General features: G+C 55.0%; 19 protein-coding genes. 5 read left to right on the forward strand and 14 right to left on the reverse strand.

Going from position 1 to position 18,156, the window contains the following annotated elements; genetic code table 11:
• The first annotated feature begins 8 nt into the window (after positions 1-8).
• Both ftsH and Z948_RS0112460 read left to right on the forward strand, forming a co-directional pair.
• Positions 9-1,931 (forward strand): ATP-dependent zinc metalloprotease FtsH, encoded by a 1,923-nt coding sequence (gene ftsH / locus Z948_RS0112455; RefSeq protein ID WP_025059893.1) that lies wholly within the window; start codon positions 9-11, stop codon positions 1,929-1,931.
• 112 nt (positions 1,932-2,043) lie between these two features.
• On the forward strand, positions 2,044-2,628 hold the full coding sequence (locus tag Z948_RS0112460; RefSeq protein ID WP_025059894.1) for an MOSC domain-containing protein: 585 nt from the start codon (positions 2,044-2,046) through the stop codon (positions 2,626-2,628).
• Between the two features lie 5 nt (positions 2,629-2,633).
• Here the strand turns inward: Z948_RS0112460 and Z948_RS0112465 are convergent, their stop codons facing one another.
• Positions 2,634-3,032 carry a c-type cytochrome gene (locus tag Z948_RS0112465; protein WP_025059895.1) on the reverse strand — a complete coding sequence of 133 codons (399 nt, stop codon included), beginning with the start codon at positions 3,030-3,032 and terminating at the stop codon, positions 2,634-2,636.
• A gap of 302 nt (positions 3,033-3,334) precedes the next feature.
• Between Z948_RS0112465 and Z948_RS0112475 the strand changes: the two genes are divergently transcribed.
• Together Z948_RS0112475 and folD are read left to right on the forward strand one after the other, a co-directional pair.
• Positions 3,335-5,011, forward strand: a complete 1,677-nt coding sequence (locus Z948_RS0112475; protein WP_025059896.1) for a formate--tetrahydrofolate ligase — start codon at positions 3,335-3,337, stop codon at positions 5,009-5,011.
• A 68-nt stretch (positions 5,012-5,079) separates the two neighbouring features.
• Entirely contained in the window at positions 5,080-5,982 is a 903-nt protein-coding gene (gene folD / locus Z948_RS0112480) for a bifunctional methylenetetrahydrofolate dehydrogenase/methenyltetrahydrofolate cyclohydrolase FolD (RefSeq protein WP_025059897.1), read from the forward strand.
• Here folD and Z948_RS0112485 read toward each other — a convergent pair.
• Positions 5,971-6,369, reverse strand: coding sequence for a DUF2306 domain-containing protein (locus Z948_RS0112485; RefSeq protein ID WP_025059898.1), 399 nt, complete (start codon positions 6,367-6,369; stop codon positions 5,971-5,973). The two genes, folD and Z948_RS0112485, sit on opposite strands and share 12 nt — an antisense overlap.
• A gap of 113 nt (positions 6,370-6,482) precedes the next feature.
• Between Z948_RS0112485 and Z948_RS0112490 the strand changes: the two genes are divergently transcribed.
• Positions 6,483-7,196, forward strand: a complete 714-nt coding sequence (locus Z948_RS0112490) for a LytTR family DNA-binding domain-containing protein (RefSeq protein WP_162171776.1) — start codon at positions 6,483-6,485, stop codon at positions 7,194-7,196.
• Here the strand turns inward: Z948_RS0112490 and Z948_RS0112495 are convergent.
• From Z948_RS0112495 to Z948_RS0112550, 12 genes are all read right to left on the reverse strand, one after another.
• Complete coding sequence (locus tag Z948_RS0112495; protein WP_025059900.1) at positions 7,193-7,612, reverse strand: PaaI family thioesterase; 420 nt, start codon at positions 7,610-7,612, stop codon at positions 7,193-7,195. The genes Z948_RS0112490 and Z948_RS0112495 overlap by 4 nt on opposite strands.
• A 3-nt stretch (positions 7,613-7,615) precedes the next feature.
• A complete protein-coding gene (pdeM, locus tag Z948_RS0112500; protein WP_025059901.1) occupies positions 7,616-8,278 on the reverse strand; it encodes a ligase-associated DNA damage response endonuclease PdeM in 663 nt (220 codons plus the stop codon).
• Positions 8,279-8,364: 86 nt separating this feature from the next.
• A complete protein-coding gene (locus Z948_RS0112505) occupies positions 8,365-9,159 on the reverse strand; it encodes an NAD(P)-dependent oxidoreductase (RefSeq protein ID WP_025059902.1) in 795 nt (264 codons plus the stop codon).
• Between the two features lie 3 nt (positions 9,160-9,162).
• A complete protein-coding gene (locus tag Z948_RS0112510) occupies positions 9,163-10,470 on the reverse strand; it encodes an ATP-binding protein (protein WP_025059903.1) in 1,308 nt (435 codons plus the stop codon).
• A gap of 63 nt (positions 10,471-10,533) precedes the next feature.
• Positions 10,534-11,028: a prepilin peptidase gene (locus tag Z948_RS0112515; protein WP_025059904.1), complete on the reverse strand. Its 495-nt coding sequence runs from the start codon at positions 11,026-11,028 to the stop codon at positions 10,534-10,536.
• A gap of 3 nt (positions 11,029-11,031) precedes the next feature.
• Positions 11,032-11,880, reverse strand: a complete 849-nt coding sequence (locus Z948_RS0112520) for a tetratricopeptide repeat protein (RefSeq protein WP_025059905.1) — start codon at positions 11,878-11,880, stop codon at positions 11,032-11,034.
• Between the two features lie 74 nt (positions 11,881-11,954).
• Positions 11,955-12,545: a tetratricopeptide repeat protein gene (locus Z948_RS0112525; RefSeq protein ID WP_025059906.1), complete on the reverse strand. Its 591-nt coding sequence runs from the start codon at positions 12,543-12,545 to the stop codon at positions 11,955-11,957.
• Complete coding sequence (locus Z948_RS0112530; protein WP_025059907.1) at positions 12,545-13,528, reverse strand: type II secretion system F family protein; 984 nt, start codon at positions 13,526-13,528, stop codon at positions 12,545-12,547. Before Z948_RS0112530 ends, Z948_RS0112525 begins: the two co-directional genes overlap by 1 nt.
• A 10-nt stretch (positions 13,529-13,538) precedes the next feature.
• Positions 13,539-14,501 (reverse strand): type II secretion system F family protein, encoded by a 963-nt coding sequence (locus tag Z948_RS0112535; RefSeq protein WP_025059908.1) that lies wholly within the window; start codon positions 14,499-14,501, stop codon positions 13,539-13,541.
• An 11-nt stretch (positions 14,502-14,512) separates the two neighbouring features.
• Positions 14,513-15,934 carry a TadA family conjugal transfer-associated ATPase gene (locus Z948_RS0112540; RefSeq protein WP_025059909.1) on the reverse strand — a complete coding sequence of 474 codons (1,422 nt, stop codon included), beginning with the start codon at positions 15,932-15,934 and terminating at the stop codon, positions 14,513-14,515.
• Positions 15,935-15,960: 26 nt separating this feature from the next.
• Positions 15,961-17,193, reverse strand: coding sequence for a CpaE/TadZ family protein (locus Z948_RS0112545; protein ID WP_025059910.1), 1,233 nt, complete (start codon positions 17,191-17,193; stop codon positions 15,961-15,963).
• Positions 17,194-17,479: 286 nt separating this feature from the next.
• A complete protein-coding gene (locus Z948_RS0112550; protein ID WP_425427136.1) occupies positions 17,480-18,154 on the reverse strand; it encodes an OmpA family protein in 675 nt (224 codons plus the stop codon).
• Between the last annotated feature and the right edge of the window lie 2 nt (positions 18,155-18,156).

The raw sequence follows: 18,156 nt of genomic DNA on the forward strand, positions 1-18,156 counted from the left end.
GAGTTTCCTTGGGCAATTTCCGCAATCTTGCGTTCTGGGCTGTGTTGCTTGTTCTCGTCTTTTCGTTGTTCAATCTGTTCAACGGCGGCGGCAACAGCGGCTTGCAAAACCGCGAGATCAGCTATTCCGATTTCATCACATCTGTCGAGAACGGCAATGTTAGCAATGTAACCCTTGACGGTGAGCAGGTGCGCTTTCGTCAGTCTGATGGCAGTGACTATGTCACGATCAAGCCAAGCGACGCCGAGGTGACAAAGCTTCTTACCGATAACAGCATTCCTTTCCGTGCGGAAAGCCAGCAGGAAAGCGGTCTTCAGACCTTCCTGATTTCGCTGTTGCCCATTCTGTTGCTGATCGGTGTGTGGATTTATTTCATGAACCGAATGCAGGGTGGCGGCAAAGGCGGGGCGATGGGTTTTGGCAAATCCAAGGCCAAGATGCTGACCGAAAAACATGGCCGCGTCACGTTTGACGATGTTGCAGGCATTGATGAAGCCAAGGAAGAGCTGGAAGAGATCGTTGAGTTTCTGCGCAACCCGCAAAAATTCTCGCGGCTTGGCGGTAAGATCCCGAAAGGTGCTTTGCTAGAGGGCCCTCCGGGTACCGGTAAAACCTTGCTGGCGCGCGCAATTGCGGGCGAGGCGGGTGTGCCGTTCTTCACCATCTCGGGTTCTGATTTTGTTGAAATGTTTGTGGGTGTGGGCGCATCCCGTGTGCGCGACATGTTCGAGCAGGCGAAAAAGAACGCGCCATGCATCGTGTTCATCGATGAAATCGACGCTGTTGGCCGCTCTCGTGGGGCTGGTTATGGCGGTGGTAACGATGAACGCGAACAGACGCTGAACCAATTGCTGGTTGAGATGGACGGTTTTGAAGCGAACGAAGGTGTGATCATCATCGCCGCGACAAACCGTAAGGATGTTTTGGACCCTGCCTTGCTGCGCCCAGGTCGTTTTGACCGTCAGGTGACTGTTGGCAATCCAGACATCAAAGGCCGTGAGAAAATCTTGGGTGTGCACGCGCGCAAAACGCCGCTTGGCCCTGATGTTGATTTGCGCATCATTGCACGCGGCACACCGGGGTTCTCTGGTGCTGACCTTGCCAACCTTGTGAACGAGGCGGCGCTGACCGCTGCGCGTGTTGGCCGTCGCTTTGTTGCGATGCTGGATTTCGAAATGGCCAAAGACAAGATCATGATGGGCGCCGAGCGCCGCTCGATGGTGTTGACCCAAGACCAGAAAGAAAAGACCGCCTATCACGAGGCAGGCCACGCAATTGTTGGTATCAAGCTGCCGAAATGTGACCCCGTCTATAAGGCGACAATCATCCCTCGAGGTGGCGCCTTGGGGATGGTGATGAGCCTGCCTGAAATGGACAAGCTGCAGATGTTCAAAGACGAAGCCGAAGAGCGGATCGCCATGACAATGGCGGGCAAAGCGGCTGAAATCTGGAAATACGGCGCTGACAGCGTTTCATCAGGCCCAGTGGGCGACATCATGCAGGCGAGCTCCTTGGCGCGCGCGATGGTGATGCGTTACGGTATGTCCGACAAGGTTGGTAACATTGACTACCAAGAAGCCGCCGCTGGTTATCAGGCCAATGGCGGGGCAGGCGGGTTTAGCGTCTCTGCGGCGACCAAAGAGTTGATCGAAAGCGAAGTAAAGCGGATCATCGACGAAGGCTATGACCGCGCGTATCAGTTGATCGAAGACAACGCCGAAGAGTTCGAGCGCCTTGCACAAGGTCTGCTGGAATACGAAACCCTAACAGGTGAAGAGATTCAGCGCGTCATGGATGGTAAGCCCCCTAGCGAGCCTGACGAAGACGACAAGCCCGACAATGGCTCAGCGCCTAGCGTTACGGCGATCCCAAAGGCGAAGGGCAAAAAGACCCCTCCGTCGGGCGGGATGGAGCCTGAACCAAGCGTCTGATCACTGTATGTGAAACAGTTGATAGAAAATATCATAAGGCCCTGCGGTTGCGGGGCCTTTTCTTTTTGGTGCTCTCGGGGTTAGGTCAACCGTGAACCTAACGGAGGCCACAATGGTTGAACGACGCGCAACAGATTTCATCGCAACGATTACATGGATGGGCAGGATGCCTGTGGATCGGGAAAATACCCGCTCTGTCGCGATCCCCTCTGCGATGGCGACATATGCGGGGTTCGAGGATGATTTCCATGCTGGCCTGACACGCGCGTCTTGCTCTCGGGTAAAGGGGCAGCATCCCGTTGGCACGGAAATCCGCAACACCCGGCAGCTTTCTATACTGTCCTCTGAAGAGCTTGCGCAGATCGCTGCGGATATCGGCGTGGATCGTTTGGACCCCTTGTTGCTGGGGGCCTCGATAGTTGTGGAGGGGATCCCTGACTTTACCTTTGTGCCACCTGGTTCACGGTTGCTGGCTGAAAATGGCACAAGCATTGCCATTGATGTTGAAAACGGTCCCTGCAACTTTCCTGCTCGCGAGATCGAAAAAGACGCAGCAGGCCACGGCGCCGCCTTCAAGGCCGCTGCACGGGGCAAGCGTGGGGTGACTGCGTGGGTCGAACGCGAAGGGCTGCTGAGCATTGGCACAAAGATGCGTCTGCACATCCCTAACCAACGTGCATGGGCCGCTGAGGCCTAGCGCATCTACTCCTGAATGCTCTCAAGGTAGACCGCGATATCCAGCAACGCCCGTGGCGTCGGTATGACCACGCCGGACGGGGCTTTCCACTGCACGGTCTTGCCTTGTAGATCCTCTTCAAATTCGGGCATGCCGCCGAATTGGTGGCGGCCGGAATAGCCGTTGATCTGGGCCATGACATCCACGGCAGGGAAAACGCCATTGTTGTTTTGTTGAAGAGTGGTCAAATCGCTAGGCGGTACTGTGAACTCACCGGCAAGCGGCCCGTCACCTTTGGCTGTGCTGCCGTGACAAGAGGTGCAGTGTTTTTCGTACAGGTGTTTGCCGCTTGTCTCCGAAACGGGGGCAGTACAGGCAAATAGGGATAAGGCGGGGATAACGAAGAACACGCTACGCAGAACCATGATGTCATTCCTTGGATAGGTTTCGTTGAATCTGGGGCAAAAAACCAAGGCGCCTATTGATGCGCATCAATGCCCTTCAGATTGAGCAGCCAACCAGCAAGATTAAAAAAACAGTGTGGTTTCGCGGCGACGGATTGCTTGGCGTTAGGCTGCGGTACGAGATTTGGTTTCTTAAAAGAAACCTGCATTTGATCGGACGACGCAACGCGAACTGAAAATGTCGTAATCCAGACCTTTGGCTGGGACATGCCCTAGTATGCATTTCTCATAAATTGCGGAAACTGCTTTGAATGGGGAATACCATGGCATTTAAGACTGACATCGAAATCGCGCGCGAAGCGAAGAAGAAACCCATTCAGGAGATCGGCGCCAAGCTGGGTATCTCTAGCGATGATTTGCTGCCCTATGGCCATGACAAAGCAAAAGTATCGCAATCGTTCATCAACTCGGTTCAGGATCGCAAAGACGGCAAGCTGATCCTTGTCACCGCGATCAACCCAACGCCAGCAGGCGAGGGTAAGACAACAACAACTGTTGGTCTGGGTGACGGCCTGAATCGTATTGGCAAAAACGCATGTGTTTGCATTCGCGAAGCGTCGCTGGGGCCAAACTTTGGCATGAAGGGCGGGGCCGCTGGTGGTGGTTACGCTCAGGTTGTTCCGATGGAGGAAATGAACCTGCACTTTACGGGTGACTTCCACGCGATCACATCCGCGCACAACTTGCTTTCCGCCATGATCGACAACCACATCTATTGGGGCAACGCCCTAGAGATCGACACACGTCGCGTTGTATGGCGCCGCGTTGTGGATATGAACGATCGCGCATTGCGCACCATCACCGCCTCCTTGGGGGGCGTATCCAACGGCTTCCCACGCGAAGCTGGTTTTGACATCACCGTGGCGTCCGAGGTTATGGCGATCCTTTGTCTGGCTAAAAACCTAGAAGACCTGCAAGAGCGCCTGGGTTCCATGATCGTTGCGCACCGCCGTGATCGCAGCCCTGTTTACTGCCGCGACATCAAAGCAGACGGCGCAATGACCGTTCTGTTGAAAGACGCGATGCAGCCAAACATCGTTCAAACGCTGGAAAACAACCCTGCATTTGTCCACGGTGGCCCATTCGCGAACATCGCGCATGGCTGTAACTCGGTCATCGCAACAACCACAGCGTTGAAACTGGCGGATTACGTTGTGACCGAAGCGGGTTTTGGTGCCGATTTGGGCGCTGAAAAATTCCTGAACATCAAATGCCGCAAAGCGGGTCTAACGCCATCCGTTGTGGTGGTTGTTGCGACTGTTCGCGCGATGAAGATGAACGGTGGCGTAGCCAAGGCCGATCTGGGTGACGAAAACGTAGCAGCAGTTGAAAAAGGCTGTGCCAACCTTGGGCGTCACGTTGAAAACGTGAAATCCTTTGGCGTGCCTGTTGTGGTTGCGATCAACCACTTCGTCACCGATACAGATGCCGAAGTTCAGGCGATCAAAGACTTTGTTGCTGCGCAAGGCGCCGAAGCGGTTCTATCGCGTCACTGGGAGCTGGGCTCGGAAGGTTCGGCTGAACTGGCGACACGTGTGGCCGAGATCGCAGATGCGGATATGGCAAACTTTGCGCCGATCTATCCTGACGACATGCCACTGTTCCAGAAAATCGAAGCGATTGCGAAACGCATCTACCGCGCTGATGATGTTTTGGCGGACCAGAAAATCCGTAACCAGTTGAAAGACTGGGAAGCGCAAGGCTATGGCCACCTGCCTGTCTGTATGGCGAAAACGCAGTATAGTTTCACCACAGATCCTGATCGCCGCGGCGCACCTGTTGGTTTTTCGGTTCCAGTACGCGAAGTACGCCTGTCAGCCGGTGCCGGTTTCGTTGTAGTGATCTGCGGAGAGATTATGACAATGCCGGGTCTGCCACGTGTTCCCTCCGCCGAGAACATCAAGCTGAATGCGGATGGTGACGTAGAAGGCCTGTTCTGATCTGAACCAGAGCATGACGAAAAGCAGGGCGGGGTTTTCCCCGCCTTGTCTGTAAAAAGGGAATGAAAATGACAGCGAAAATCATTGACGGCAAAGAGTTCGCCGCGCGTGTGCGTGCACAGGTTGCAACGCATGTAACCCGTCTAAAAGACGAAAACGGCATCACACCCGGTTTGGCCGTGGTTCTGGTTGGCGAAGACCCTGCATCGCAGGTCTATGTGCGCTCAAAGGGTAAGATGACTGTTGAGGTCGGCATGAAATCGATCGAGCACAAACTGGACGTTGATACGCCCGAAGTTGATCTGCTGGCTTTGATCGACCAGTTGAACAACGACCCGGAAATCCACGGTATTCTGGTTCAGCTGCCTCTGCCCAAACATCTGGACGAAGATCTGGTCATCAACTCGATTGATCCGGCCAAGGATGTGGATGGTTTTCACATTTCCAACGTGGGCCTGTTGGGCACGGGTCAGAAATCTATGGTGCCTTGCACGCCGCTGGGCTGCTTGATGATGCTGCGCGACCACCACGGGTCGATCTCGGGGATGGATGCGGTTGTGATCGGGCGCTCAAACATTGTGGGCAAGCCGATGGCGCAATTGCTGTTGAACGACAGCGCAACGGTAACCATCGCCCATAGCCGCACCAAAGATCTGGCCGAGGTTGTCCGCCGCGCCGATATCGTTGTTGCCGCTGTTGGCCGCCCTGAAATGGTGCCGGGGGACTGGATCAAGCCAGGTGCGACCGTGATTGACGTAGGCATCAACCGTCTGGATGCCCCTGAAAAGGGCGAAGGCAAAACCAAGCTGGTTGGCGATGTGCATTACGAAAGCTGTGCTGAGGTTGCAGGCGCCATCACGCCTGTACCAGGTGGTGTGGGGCCAATGACCATTGCTTGCCTGTTGGCGAACACGGTCACCGCCTGCTGCCGAGCAAACGGTCTGGCAGAGCCTCAGGGCCTAACCGCCTAAAAAGACGGTATGCATCAGACGTCCGGGAAGGAACGTAAACCCACCCGCGACGATCAAAGCACCAAACACAAGCGTCCTCATCTGGCGCTTGTGTCTTTTTACGTTGTGGCGACGGGCTGCGGTGACCGAGCTGACCAAAGTGACCAGTGTGATGATAGAGAGCAGGTGAATGGGGCTAAAAGCGCCCAGCACACGCAGCTCGTTGATCCAGAAACTGCTGAGCGCCACAAGCGCCATCATGATCACCCATGTCCACCCCATGACCCTGTGTAGCGGGCTGCCTTTTCGCAACGCAAAGATCGAGATGGTCAGCAGCACCGCGCCAAGCGCAAGCAGCGTGTGTATTTGGATGACAGGGGATGCATTTGCAAAAGCAGTGAGGTTCATGTTCAGGCTCCATTGTGTTCTGTTAACCTGTCATGGCAAGCTGGCTGAGGTGCGGCTATAGACACTGCGTGAACAGCCTGAATGATACGTGAGTAATAGGAATAAAGATGCGAATGCATTTCACGCTTCGTGAATTGACCAAGCTGCGGGTACCGTTTTTGATTTGGTTGGCGTTGACGGCTGTCGCGGCTGTTGCTGGCCCTTTTGGGACGTTGGATGTGATGGGGGTCGCAGGGCGTGCTCTCTATTGGGGCGCGATTATTGGCGGCTCGGTTTGGATTGGCGTGGGCGCGTCCAAATTATCGCAACGGTATTCTTTGGTTGGTCGCGTGATGGTTTGGAGCGGCTTTTCCTTGCTGCTTTCAATCCTTGTTCACGGGATAAACGCGCTTGTTTTCAATGATATGTCTGGCTGGGGGAATTGGCTGTATCTCTTTGCGATTGTGGGCGTTGTTACTGCGGCGGTTCAGCTGGTGATCTGGAGCATCTCGCCCGAGCCAGCAGAAGAAGTGGTGGAGAAAGATACCTTTGGCCTGCGCTTGCCAATTGATGTGCGCGGACCTTTGGTGCGCATTGAGGCGCAGGATCACTACCTGAACGTGGTAACATCGCGTGGTAACGCGTTGATCTTGATGCGGCTCGGGGACGCGATGGAGGAACTATCGGGGAAAGGCATTCAGGTGCACCGCTCTCACTGGATCGCGCTGGATGCGGTGGCAAAGCATCGGCGCGAAAAAGGGCGTGATATCTTGATGATGCAAGACGGCGCTGAAGTGCCAGTTAGCCGAAGCTTTAAGGCCGCTGCACAGGATGCAGGCCTGTTCTAATTGGCAACAGGAACCATGGTTCCTTGCAAGATAGCGACCAGAGTTTGTTTGCCATCCAGCTCGGCGTGAACCTCTGACGTGACCACCACCAATCGTTTGCCCGGCTTGATCACACGACCTGTCGCGATGAGCAGATCACCCCGCGCGGGGGCGAGTAGGTTGATCTTGATCTCGGCGGTGACAACCTCCTGATCCATTGGCAGCATCGTTAGGGCGGCATAACCCGCCGCAGAATCGCCGATCGAAAACGTAAGGCCCGCGTGGCCGAACCCCTGTTGCTGGCGTGTCCCTTCCAGTATCGGTGCAGTAATGCGCACTAGACCTTCTGAGACCTCAGACAATTGCGCGCCTAGGGTTTCCATCATGCTTTGCGCGCCAAAGCTATTGGCGATCCGGTCTATGTTTGCTTGATCCATGATTTACCTCGGCATTGGCACAACGGCAGGGTTAGCCCCTGTTAGAACGGCGATCGCTTCGGGCCGCATCAGACTGGCGATAACAGGCGTCGCGGCCCGCAAACCGCCCGTGTAAACGCCATAAGCTGGCAGGATGATGCGGTTGCTGTCTATCAAAAACGCGGGGCGGGTTATTGTACGATCTTTGATCGTCGCCGATGCCTTTGGATGATAATGCCCCGAGATTTCGCCACTGGCGCTGTCCTGTGCGATAGGGCGGAATGTGAGCGGGGGCAAAGGCAGCTCGGCCAAATGCGCCCCGCCGAACTCGACCGGTCCGGGGTCATGGCTTCCTTCAATCCAAACCCACCTGCGCCCAGCCTGAAGGCGGGTGATCCACTGGCGTTCTTCTTCTGGCAGAGCCTCAGCAGAGGCGAGACCGTCAAAGCTATCGCCCAGACAGACCACGGTGCGCGCATGGCTCAGGGCAAGGTCGGCGGCCAGCCTGTTGAGCGTATCGCGGGTGTCGTATGGGGCTAGGGCCGCGCCATCACGCCTTGCGATGCGTTCAGATTTCCCAAGATGCAGGTCACTCACGACCAGCAGGCTTTCCTCTGGCCACCAAAGCGCACCAGACCCCAACGCCTTTAGAGGCGCGCCTGAAAGGGTGAAATCGTAACCATCCATAGCCAAATGTTTGGAACACAATGCGAAAATCTGCAAGGCCGACTAGGGTTTGGGCGATTGCATGCCAAAAATTGGCGCAGCGGCGTCTAATCGCGTGGTTTTAAAGATGCAATTGTTTGCTGCACGGCAAGGGGTAGCGAGGTGTCAGACCCCGCAGGAGCAGCGTCTAGCGCGCTTGCCACGTCTTTCACGAGGATTGCGATCGTATTGTCCGGCTCTAACCCGTCGCGGGAAAATTCGATTGCGTTAAAGCCCGAGGCAAACCAGTTTTGCCCCGAAGATGTGTGGATGAGATCCAACAATGCGCTGGTATCAAGGCCGGCTTCGTCGGCCCAATCCAGCACCAGACGGGTCATGGCGGTGTTGGAGGCGGCCAGCAGGTTGTTCAACACTTTGGCTTGCATACCAGCGCCGAACTCACCCATGCGGTGGAAATGTTTACCCATCGCATTAAACAGCGGTTGAACCGCGTCGATATCGCCTGCATCGCCCCCGATCATAAAGCTAAGCCGCGCCTCTTGGGCCGCGATTTGAGCGCCAGACATCGGCGCGTCGATCAGCGCGATATGGGCAGGCACCCGCGCGCGCAGGTCGCGCACATAGCGTGGCGATAGGGTAGAGCTGATGATAATGCGGATCAGGCTGGGGATCGCAGCTAGGTTCTGTTCGCCAAACAGCACGGCCTCGGTTTGTTCGATGTCCCGAACAACGGTGATAAGCGTCTCTAATTCCTCGGAAAAAACGGCGATATCATCTGTGATATGTGGAATGTCCATGGGCACCACATCATAGCCGCGCGCTGGCAGGCCTGCCGCCCGCAATGAGGCAAGCATGGGCGCGCCCATACGTCCACAACCAGCAATGCCCGCCCGCGACTTCATCGTCTATTTCACGATGTGTTCGTCTTTAACGAACATGTTGGCCCACGCACGATCCATCAATTCTGGGCTCATCTGATAGGGGATGCCCTCAAATTCACAGATGGCGATGATTTGGTCGATCAAAAAGATCGGTTGATAGTTGGCATAGACATTGTCGATGCTGGGGTATTTGTTTTTTAGCAGGTGGATCAGGGTCGCTTCATCCAGCGGCATTTTGCGTTTCTTTGCGACCATGGCAAAAATCTTGAGAAAGTTCGCCTGATCCGGCCCGTCGATTTTGATCTTAAAGAAGATACGGCGCAGGGCCGCGTTATCGAAAATCTCGTTCGGGTGGAAGTTGGTCGAGAAGATAACCAACGTGTCAAAGGGGACTTCGAATTTCTCGCCCGATTGCAGGGCAAGGATATCTTTGCTTTCTTCCAGCGGAACAATCCAGCGGTTCACCAATGACTGGGGCGGCTCGGCTTGGCGGCCAAGGTCGTCCACGATAAAGATGCCACCAGTGGATTTCAGCTGAAGAGGGGCCTGATAGGTTTTCGCCGTTGGGTTATAAACCAGATCAAGCATGCTGATGGTCAATTCACCCCCTGTGATCACGGTTGGGCGCTCACAGCAGACGTAACGCGCATCAAAACGCGTAATGCGGCGCAGTGAATGGGGGTCTTGCTCTTCTTGGGCGACCTGATTGTGAACAATCGGGTCAAAGACGGTGATTACCTGCGAGGCATATTCAATCGCATGCGGCACATAAACCTGATCCCCAAGCGCATCGCGGATACCGTTCGAGATAGAGGATTTCCCGTTGCCCGGAGGGCCATACATGAGGATAGAGCGGCCAGCCGAAACAGCGGGGCCAAGATTGTCGAGCAGATCATCTGGCAAAACCAGATGGCCCATGGCCCCCGTCAGCTGAGCGCGGGTAATCTGCATGTTGCGCACGGACTGGCGCTTGACCTGTTCGCGGTACACGTCCAGCGGCACAGGCATGGGGCCAAAATATTCGGATTGGGCAAGGGCATCCAGCGCGCGGGATTTGCCCGTATCGGTTAGCTGATAGCCCATTTCGTTGCTTTTGTCGGCGCTGATGGTGCCTGTTGCCTCAACCAGACGCTGGGTGCGGCACATGTCGATCAGCTCTTGAACAACGGGGATCGGCAGGCAGACGGCCTTGGACAGGTCGCTGACCATATCCAAATTCTTTCGGAAGATGGTTTTGATCAGGATGTCGCGCATCATGACGATGGGCAGGCGCATATCCGCCAAGGTTTTTGGCGGTGGGGGTGCCATGACGGCTGTAGTTGGTGCGTTCATAATACTATGTCCCTCTGCTCAAATGGGCGTTTTATGACCCATAGGGGATAAAAGTGGCCTTAATCAGGCGCCATAAAGGACACCTAGCGCAAGGTAGATCGCCAATGTGGCTCCCAGCGCGAGACCCATTGGAAACTTTTTGCCCTGATCCCAGCTGGCCCAATTCGGGGCAAGCTGGCGCAGGGGCGTGAATTTGGCCGTGCGATGCGCAACGAAGGCCGCGATTAATGTGGCTGCGAAAAGCAGCATCAAAAACCGAACATCGCCCAAGGCGATAAAGGGGGCGGCGGCGGCGATGAATTTGCTGTCTCCTGCGCCCATAACACCAGCGGCGTTCAGGACGATCCCGACAATCAAAACGATCACAAGGCTCAGCAATCGCCACATATACACATCAAAGGGCAGGGCGATTAACCCGATCACAAGGAACACCCCCACCAAGGCCAGATTGGCCTTGTTCGTAATCTTCATCCGCGAAATGTCTGTATAAATTACATAAAAACAGATCGGCAGAACGAATGGCAAAAACCAAAGGGCGGCGTAGCTGGAAATAGACATGGGTCAGGCTTCGAGAGCGGCGAGGGAACGTGCTGCGGCCTCAAAGTGCTGCGGGTGCGTGTCAATCGCCTCGCGCAGCAGGCCTTTGCCTGTTTCTACATCGCCCTGTTTGATCGCCGACAACGCCATCGTGTGCAAAAGCTGGGCGCGTTCGGTCTGATCCATCGGGACGACAGGCAGGTTATAGTTACGCTGGGCACCACGGGCCAGAACAAGGTTGTTCTTGGCGGTGAAGAGGGTCCCGTCTTGGGTGACGGCGCTGTTAAACAGGCGCTCGGCGTCTTTGTAGGCCCCGCGGGTCAGCTTGGAATAGCCCCAGTTGTTCAGAACAGGTGCTGGTTTTGTGGTTAGACCCACAGCGATTTCATAAAAGCTGTCTGCTTTCTTCCACTGTTGTTTGCTGTCGGCCACGATCGCCTCAAGGCGGTAGCGTTTAAAGGTCTCATGTGTGGGCGGAATTGCTGTCAGCGTCTTTTCGGCACCTGCCCAGTTGCCTGAACGGATCATGGCATCTGCCAGCTCAACGCGGTCTTCATTTGTGGCGTCGGGCAGGGAGACGGTTTTTTGCCACGCGGCTGCGCCCTCATCATTGCGTTTGGCGCGGATCAGGGATTGTGACAGGCCACGGTGGAATTCTACATTGTTTGGCTGTTCCGAAATCACCCGTTTGAAATAGGTCACGGCCTCGTTCGGGTCGGCCACAGTCAGCATGACGTCATTCAGGTTTGCATCATCAATGACGTTCACGTCCTGAAATGCACGCTCAACGGTTTCTTCTGCACTTTGCTCGGCACAAGCGGCCAGCATGCTGGCCCCTGCCAAAAGGGAAATCAAAACGGATTTATGGCGCATCTTTGCGTCCTCTGCTGCTTCTGCCTCATCCGGTGCCCCTGCGCGGGATATTGGATGCTATGCCTATTTTTAGGTCACAGCCCCGAGCGGATCACATAGTCAGCAGATCCACGGCGCACCAGTTTGTATTCTTCGTTATTACTCGAAGATGTACCAGAATACTCGGATTTTTCGAGCGCTAATCTAAGATTGTCCCGAATTGAGACACTTTCGCCATTATCCAGCGCGAAAGCCTTGCGAAATATCTGTGTTGCATCGGCATTTTTGCCACTTTCCATCAGGACAACACCCAGATTATTCCAGATTTCAGGTTGGGTCGGGTCACGTTCAACGGCGCGGCGCAGCAGTTTTTCGGCCTGCCCAAGGCGGCCCAAGCCAAGGTTGGCCGTGCCTAGGCCTGATAAAATCTCGGCGTCTACGGTGCCACGGTCAATCGCTGCGCGGTTGAATGAACGGATCGCCAGTTCGTATTGTCCAGACGCAACCAGACGGTGACCTGTTTCCAGATTGTCAGCCCCATCCGCACGCAGATCAACACCAGGGGCATCAACGGCTTCTGGTGTCTTTGGGCCAAACACAGATGCGCCAAAGCCGCCCGATGAACAGGCGGCCAAAGCAAGAGCAAAGATCAGGAGCGTAATGTTTCGCCCCAATCGTGATATCATTAGTTGCCTCCGGGAGCGCCCATTTCACCCATCTTTGAGATGCCCATAACCGAAGGACCAACAAGAATGATCAGCAGCGGCGGCACCGTGAACATCATTGTGGCAAGTGTCATCTTGGTTGGCAACTTGTTTGCGGCTTCTTCGGCTTTCATGACGCGTTTGTCGCGCATTTCCGCCGCATAAACCCGAAGAGCATCCGCAATGGATGTACCAAAGGCGGCCGATTGGACCAGAACGGTCACAAAAGAGGAAACATCCTGAACGCCACAACGTGTCCCCATATCATTCAGAACGTTGACCTTGTCCTTACCCGCTTTCATTTCTTGCGCGACCACTTCGAATTCATCGGCAAGGGCGGCATAAGACGCCTTGAGTTCGGCAGCAACGCGCACAATACATTGATCCAGCGATTGGCCAGCCTCAACACAAACCAGCATCATATCGAGAGCATCTGGAAAGCCGCCTTCGATTTCCTCTTTTCGAGCCGCAATTCGGCGGGTGATCCAGTATTTTGGCAACCAATACCCAATCGCACCTGGGCCGAGGGTCCACATGATGGTCTTTTGCGTGGTCATTTCGCCTTCGACGATAAAGTTGGTATAGATCACACCAAGGACGAGGCCCAAAATCCCCAAGGACATTTGAGCAAAATAGAACATGCGGACAGCATCGCGCGATTGGTAACCAGCCTGACGCAGCTCCAGCTGTTTCTGGCTCATCTCTGCTTCGTCTGCAGGTTCCAGAAACGTTGCAAATTTCTCCAGCTGGGCGTTGCCCTCTTTCTGGCGCAGGGCCGCAGGGGCATCGCCCGAGCCGCGCGAGGAACTCGCCTGACGCTTAAGCTTGTCCAGCGGGTCTTCGGGTTGGTTCATCATCATCACAACAGTTGCAAGAACCGTGATGATCCCCAAAACGCCAAGAATGATGATCAGGCCAAAGGGCCCCATGACATCGCTGATTGCTGTATTGATGGTGCTGAGCATAGCAGCCCCCTTACACTTTGATGTTTGTGAGCACGCGCATCACAAGAAGGTTAACGCCCAAAAAGATACCGACAAAGAAACAGGCTGGGATGAAGTAAGGTGTTTCTTTGACTTCGTCATAGTAATTCGGGTCGGCAATGTTGATCACGATCAGGGCCATGATCGGGAAACCGGACAGGAATTTGCCCGACCATTTCGCCTCGGCGGTGATCGCCTTTACACGGCGGAACAGGCGGAAACGGGCGCGGATCACTTTGGCCAGTCCGGCCAGAATTTCGGCAAGGTTACCACCAGATTGCTGCTGGATCGTCACCGCAACAGCAAGAAAGCGTAAATCCTGCATGTCTAGACGCTCAGCCATATCCTTTAACGCTTCGCCAACATCGCGGCCATAGGCCGCTTCATCCGCGATAACCCCGAATTCCGAGGCAAGCGGATCCTGAATTTCCTTTGAAACGATAGAAATCGCATTGCTAAACGGGTGACCAACACGCAGCGAGCGCACCATAAGCTCCACAGCGTCTGGCAGTTGTTCTTCGATGATCGCCATCCGTTTGCCGGCTTTCATGGAGACCCACATAAAGACAGCCCCGATGCCCATGCCCACTGACATCGCGGCGCGCACGGGCACTTCGGTCGCGGTGCCAACGGTCAGGCCCAAAAACACGATGCCCGACAATGCGGCCATGATCAGCACAAGCTGCTGTGGCGTAAAGGCAATCGCGGCTTTTTGCGCTTTTTCCGCAAGCAGCGAGTAAAGCGGGATGGTTTTGGCCTTCATGTGCTGCTGCATTTCCTTGCGCAGCTTGTCCAAAACCTCTTCGCGGCGTTGACCTTTTTCCAGCATCTCAAGGCGGCGGTTTACGCGGCTGTTGAGCGAGATGGATTTACCAAACGCAACCAGATACACGCCCTCGACCAAAACGAGGACGCCGACAAAGATCAGCCCGTAGATGATTGGTTCTGCACTCATGGCTCTTGTCCTTATTGCGCGGCGATGGGTTCGTAGATGGCGGCAGGCAGGTCATAGCCCCACATGCGGAAGCGTTCAGCATAGTGGCTGCGCACGCCCGTTGCGGTGAAGTGACCGATGATTTTGTTATCCGGGGTTAGGCCCACACGCTGGTAGCGGAAGATTTCCTGCATCGAGATAACATCACCTTCCATGCCGGTGATCTCGGTGATGGAGGTCATGCGGCGGCTACCGTCCTGAAGACGCGAGGCCTGTACAATCAGGTTCACAGCCGATGAAATCTGGCTACGAACGGCCTTAAGTGGCATTTCGATACCCGCCATCGCGATCATGTTTTCCAAACGCGACACACCATCACGCGCCGAGTTGGCGTGGATTGTGGTCATGGAACCATCGTGGCCTGTGTTCATGGCCTGAAGCATGTCGATAACTTCTTCGCCGCGTGTCTCACCCACGATGATGCGGTCAGGGCGCATACGCAGGGCGTTTTTCAGACAGTCGCGGGGGGAAACCTCGCCTTTGCCTTCCACGTTTGGCGGGCGTGATTCCATCCGGCCCACGTGGGTCTGTTGCAGCTGAAGTTCGGCCGTGTCTTCGATTGTTAGGATGCGTTCGGCGTTATCAATAAAGGAGGACAGCGCGTTAAGCGTGGTCGTTTTACCCGAACCCGTACCACCCGATACGATAACGTTTAGGCGGGTGGCAACGGCGGCTTGTAGATATGCAGCCATTTCTTCGGTGAAGGCCCCGAATTGCACCAGATCGTCGATGCCGAGTTTGTCCTTTTTGAACTTACGAATGGAAACAAGGCTACCGTCCACCGCAACAGGGGGAACCATGGCGTTGAAACGCGACCCGTCTTTCAGGCGCGCATCCACGTAAGGGTTGCTTTCATCCACACGACGACCCACAGCCGAAACGATCTTGTCGATGATGCGCAGCAGGTGGCGTTCGTCTTTGAACGTGATGTCGGTGAGTTCGAGCTTGCCCGAGCGTTCAACGAAAATCTGCTGCGGGCCGTTTACGAGAATATCGTTGACGGTTTCATCTTGCAGCAAGGTTTCCAGCGGGCCAAGGCCCGTGACTTCGTCATATAGCTCCGAGTTCAGGGTCATGCGGTCTTCGCGGCCCAGAACAATGGATTTTTCCGCCAGATGCTCAGAGGAGATCGCATTGATTTCCTGACGCAGGTCCGCTTCGGTTGCGTGCTCTAGCGCGGCCAGGTTCAGATTGTCGAGAAGAACACGGTGCAGGTCCAGCTTGATATCGCCCATGCGCTGCTTGCGCTTGAGTTCCTTATCAATCGGAGCCACAGCAGCAGGCGCAGCAGCGCGGCGCATTTTGGCGGCGGCTTCTGGTTTTGCTGATGCTACAGGAGCTTCTACAACCTTTGGCTCTGGGGCTGCTTCTGTTTTTTTATACTTTGAGAACATTGCGTTGTGCTTTCTCTGCTCGGGGCTTAGGCGGCTTCGGCGCTATCGTCGCGCAGGTTGTGAATAGAGGCGGCCAGTTTGGCGATCTCTTTGCGGAGCGGGCTTTTGGGGGCCGAAGATGCCAGCGGAAGACCGTGGTCATTTGCTTGGGTGATCGGCTTGCCCCCATCGGGCAGCTGCAAATCAATGCTAATGTCCAGACTTTCGGCCATACGTTTCACGCGGCTCTTGCCGTTGATGTCGGTAAATTTTGGCGCGCGGTTCATCACATAACGCAGCTTTTCAATCGGCAGCTCTTCGGATTGAAGGGCGCGTTTGAAGCGCAATGTGTTCTGCGCCGAACGCATGTCCAGCTCTAGCGTAGCGAAATAGATATGCGCCGAGGTCAAAACAGTTTCGGACCATTGAACCAAGGTCGAGGGCATATCGACAATAACATAGTCAAACTGGTTGCGGGCGATATCCAGAACGCGATCAATGTCTTCGGATGTCAGCAGATCCAACGGCAACATGTCAGATGGGGCCGTCAGCACATGAAGCTTGTCTTCAAAAGTCAACAAAGCCTGTCCAAAGATCTCTTCATCCATGCTTTCGGTATCTGACAGCATTTCATAAACAACCTCACGACGCGGCAGGTCGAGGAAGGTTGAAACGGACCCATATTGTAAATCAAAGTCCAACAGGCAAACCGATGGGTTGTCTGTCTTGTCGGAATTGGCCAGCTCCCATGCAAGGTTCACAGCCATTGTCGTGGCACCGGTGCCACCAGCAAGACCATGAACAACAATCAATGCGCCATCTTTCTGTGCACCAGAGGTCAACATGCTGGTGGATGCGGCGACTGGCTCTGGGTCTGGCGTGCGGATACGTTCGATGGCCTGCGCCAGCTCCCCTTCGGGAAGCGGGTAGGGGACAAACTCGTCTGCACCTTGACGCAGCAATGAATGCAGCGAGGCTGGCGTCACGTCTTCGGCAATGAGGATCACCTTCAAGCCACGGTTTTTGGCCTGAACGATAATCTCGGTCAGCAAAGGCATGTCTTCTTCGTCGGCGTCATCCATCGCAAGGGCAATGAACTCCATGTTCTCGGCCTCGGGCTGGCCAAAGAACGCAAGAGCCTCGGAAAATCCAAGATCTCCCCAGCTTTCTCCCAATGTGCTCTCCATGTCCTCGATCAAGAGATCAAAGTTCTGCACGTCGCGGCTGACGGTGCATGCAAGGATAACATCCTGTTCTGGTTGCGGCATTACGCTGCTCATTGCCTTCATTCCTTCAATCAAAGGGCGGTCTGGCTTCGTGTTACGTATCAAAGTGATCCGCAATCAGGGCCATGGCGCCCCCCTCCGGTCTTTTTCCCGGACGGAGTTTTCTCGTTGAGGAATAAATCGCAGGCAACTGGGGCGAGATTGGGGCCTAAAAGCTGCGATTGTAGGGTTTATTGAAACGATCATGGTGATCAAAGGCGGATTAGCCCGTCGAAAAAGAGGCCATAATCCATAAAAAAAGCCGCCTGAATTAGGCGGCTTTTGTTTGTTTTTCAGTGCTTTACTCGGATGCGAGGCTGGCTGTTGCCGCTGAAGACAGCTGCGAGGGCGCAACCGCACTGGCGATATAATCGCGATAAATGATTTGGGCGTATTTGCCATCCATGACGGTTGGATGACGTTTCACAAAGCCGCTCACTTCGGTGACGGTCCGGCGATTCCGACGCTCGCGCCCTTGGGTCACGACCAGTGGTTGGGTTTCTCCAAAGGAAACAACGGCTTCCAGACGGCTGCGGCTGATCCCTTGAGTCGCCAGATAGGCCACAACAGCATTCGCACGGCGCTGGCCCAAGCTCTTGTTTGAGCGGTTGGACCCAACAGCATCTGTGTGCCCGTAAACGCGGAAGCGGATTTCGGGGAACTGTTTGATCCAGCCTGCTTGGCGACGCAGGATTGCACGCGCTTGCCCATCCAACTGGGATGAGTTGAACGCAAAGTTTACAGTGCTATCGACTTCGTTCGAAAAACGTTGAGCCAAATCAAAGGTATACTGGCGTTCGCCAGTCATAACCAATCGGTTGTTCAGGGTCGCATTCCCAAAATCGCCAGTATCAACAAGCGATCCTGCTTCGCTATAAAATTGCGTGTAAACTGGATCATTAGAAGTGGTTGTGCATGCGCCCAAACCCACCGCCGCTGACAGTATGCTGCCCGTAATGATTTTCCGATAGGTCATGC

Source organism: Sulfitobacter donghicola DSW-25 = KCTC 12864 = JCM 14565, assembly GCF_000622405.1.
In the GTDB taxonomy this organism is placed as follows: Bacteria; Pseudomonadota; Alphaproteobacteria; order Rhodobacterales; family Rhodobacteraceae; genus Sulfitobacter; species Sulfitobacter donghicola.

Coding starts and splice junctions, on each gene's coding strand:
- Z948_RS0112460 (WP_025059894.1), top strand. CDS start 2,044: ATGGTTGAACGACGCGCAACAGATTTCATCGCAACGATTACATGGATG.
- Z948_RS0112465 (WP_025059895.1), bottom strand. CDS start 3,032: ATGGTTCTGCGTAGCGTGTTCTTCGTTATCCCCGCCTTATCCCTATTT.
- Z948_RS0112475 (WP_025059896.1), top strand. CDS start 3,335: ATGGCATTTAAGACTGACATCGAAATCGCGCGCGAAGCGAAGAAGAAA.
- folD (WP_025059897.1), top strand. CDS start 5,080: ATGACAGCGAAAATCATTGACGGCAAAGAGTTCGCCGCGCGTGTGCGT.
- Z948_RS0112485 (WP_025059898.1), bottom strand. CDS start 6,369: ATGAACCTCACTGCTTTTGCAAATGCATCCCCTGTCATCCAAATACAC.
- Z948_RS0112490 (WP_162171776.1), top strand. CDS start 6,483: ATGCATTTCACGCTTCGTGAATTGACCAAGCTGCGGGTACCGTTTTTG.
- Z948_RS0112495 (WP_025059900.1), bottom strand. CDS start 7,612: ATGGATCAAGCAAACATAGACCGGATCGCCAATAGCTTTGGCGCGCAA.
- pdeM (WP_025059901.1), bottom strand. CDS start 8,278: ATGGATGGTTACGATTTCACCCTTTCAGGCGCGCCTCTAAAGGCGTTG.
- Z948_RS0112505 (WP_025059902.1), bottom strand. CDS start 9,159: ATGAAGTCGCGGGCGGGCATTGCTGGTTGTGGACGTATGGGCGCGCCC.
- Z948_RS0112510 (WP_025059903.1), bottom strand. CDS start 10,470: ATGAACGCACCAACTACAGCCGTCATGGCACCCCCACCGCCAAAAACC.
- Z948_RS0112515 (WP_025059904.1), bottom strand. CDS start 11,028: ATGTCTATTTCCAGCTACGCCGCCCTTTGGTTTTTGCCATTCGTTCTG.
- Z948_RS0112520 (WP_025059905.1), bottom strand. CDS start 11,880: ATGCGCCATAAATCCGTTTTGATTTCCCTTTTGGCAGGGGCCAGCATG.
- Z948_RS0112525 (WP_025059906.1), bottom strand. CDS start 12,545: ATGATATCACGATTGGGGCGAAACATTACGCTCCTGATCTTTGCTCTT.
- Z948_RS0112530 (WP_025059907.1), bottom strand. CDS start 13,528: ATGCTCAGCACCATCAATACAGCAATCAGCGATGTCATGGGGCCCTTT.
- Z948_RS0112535 (WP_025059908.1), bottom strand. CDS start 14,501: ATGAGTGCAGAACCAATCATCTACGGGCTGATCTTTGTCGGCGTCCTC.
- Z948_RS0112540 (WP_025059909.1), bottom strand. CDS start 15,934: ATGTTCTCAAAGTATAAAAAAACAGAAGCAGCCCCAGAGCCAAAGGTT.
- Z948_RS0112545 (WP_025059910.1), bottom strand. CDS start 17,193: ATGAGCAGCGTAATGCCGCAACCAGAACAGGATGTTATCCTTGCATGC.
- Z948_RS0112550 (WP_425427136.1), bottom strand. CDS start 18,154: ATGACCTATCGGAAAATCATTACGGGCAGCATACTGTCAGCGGCGGTG.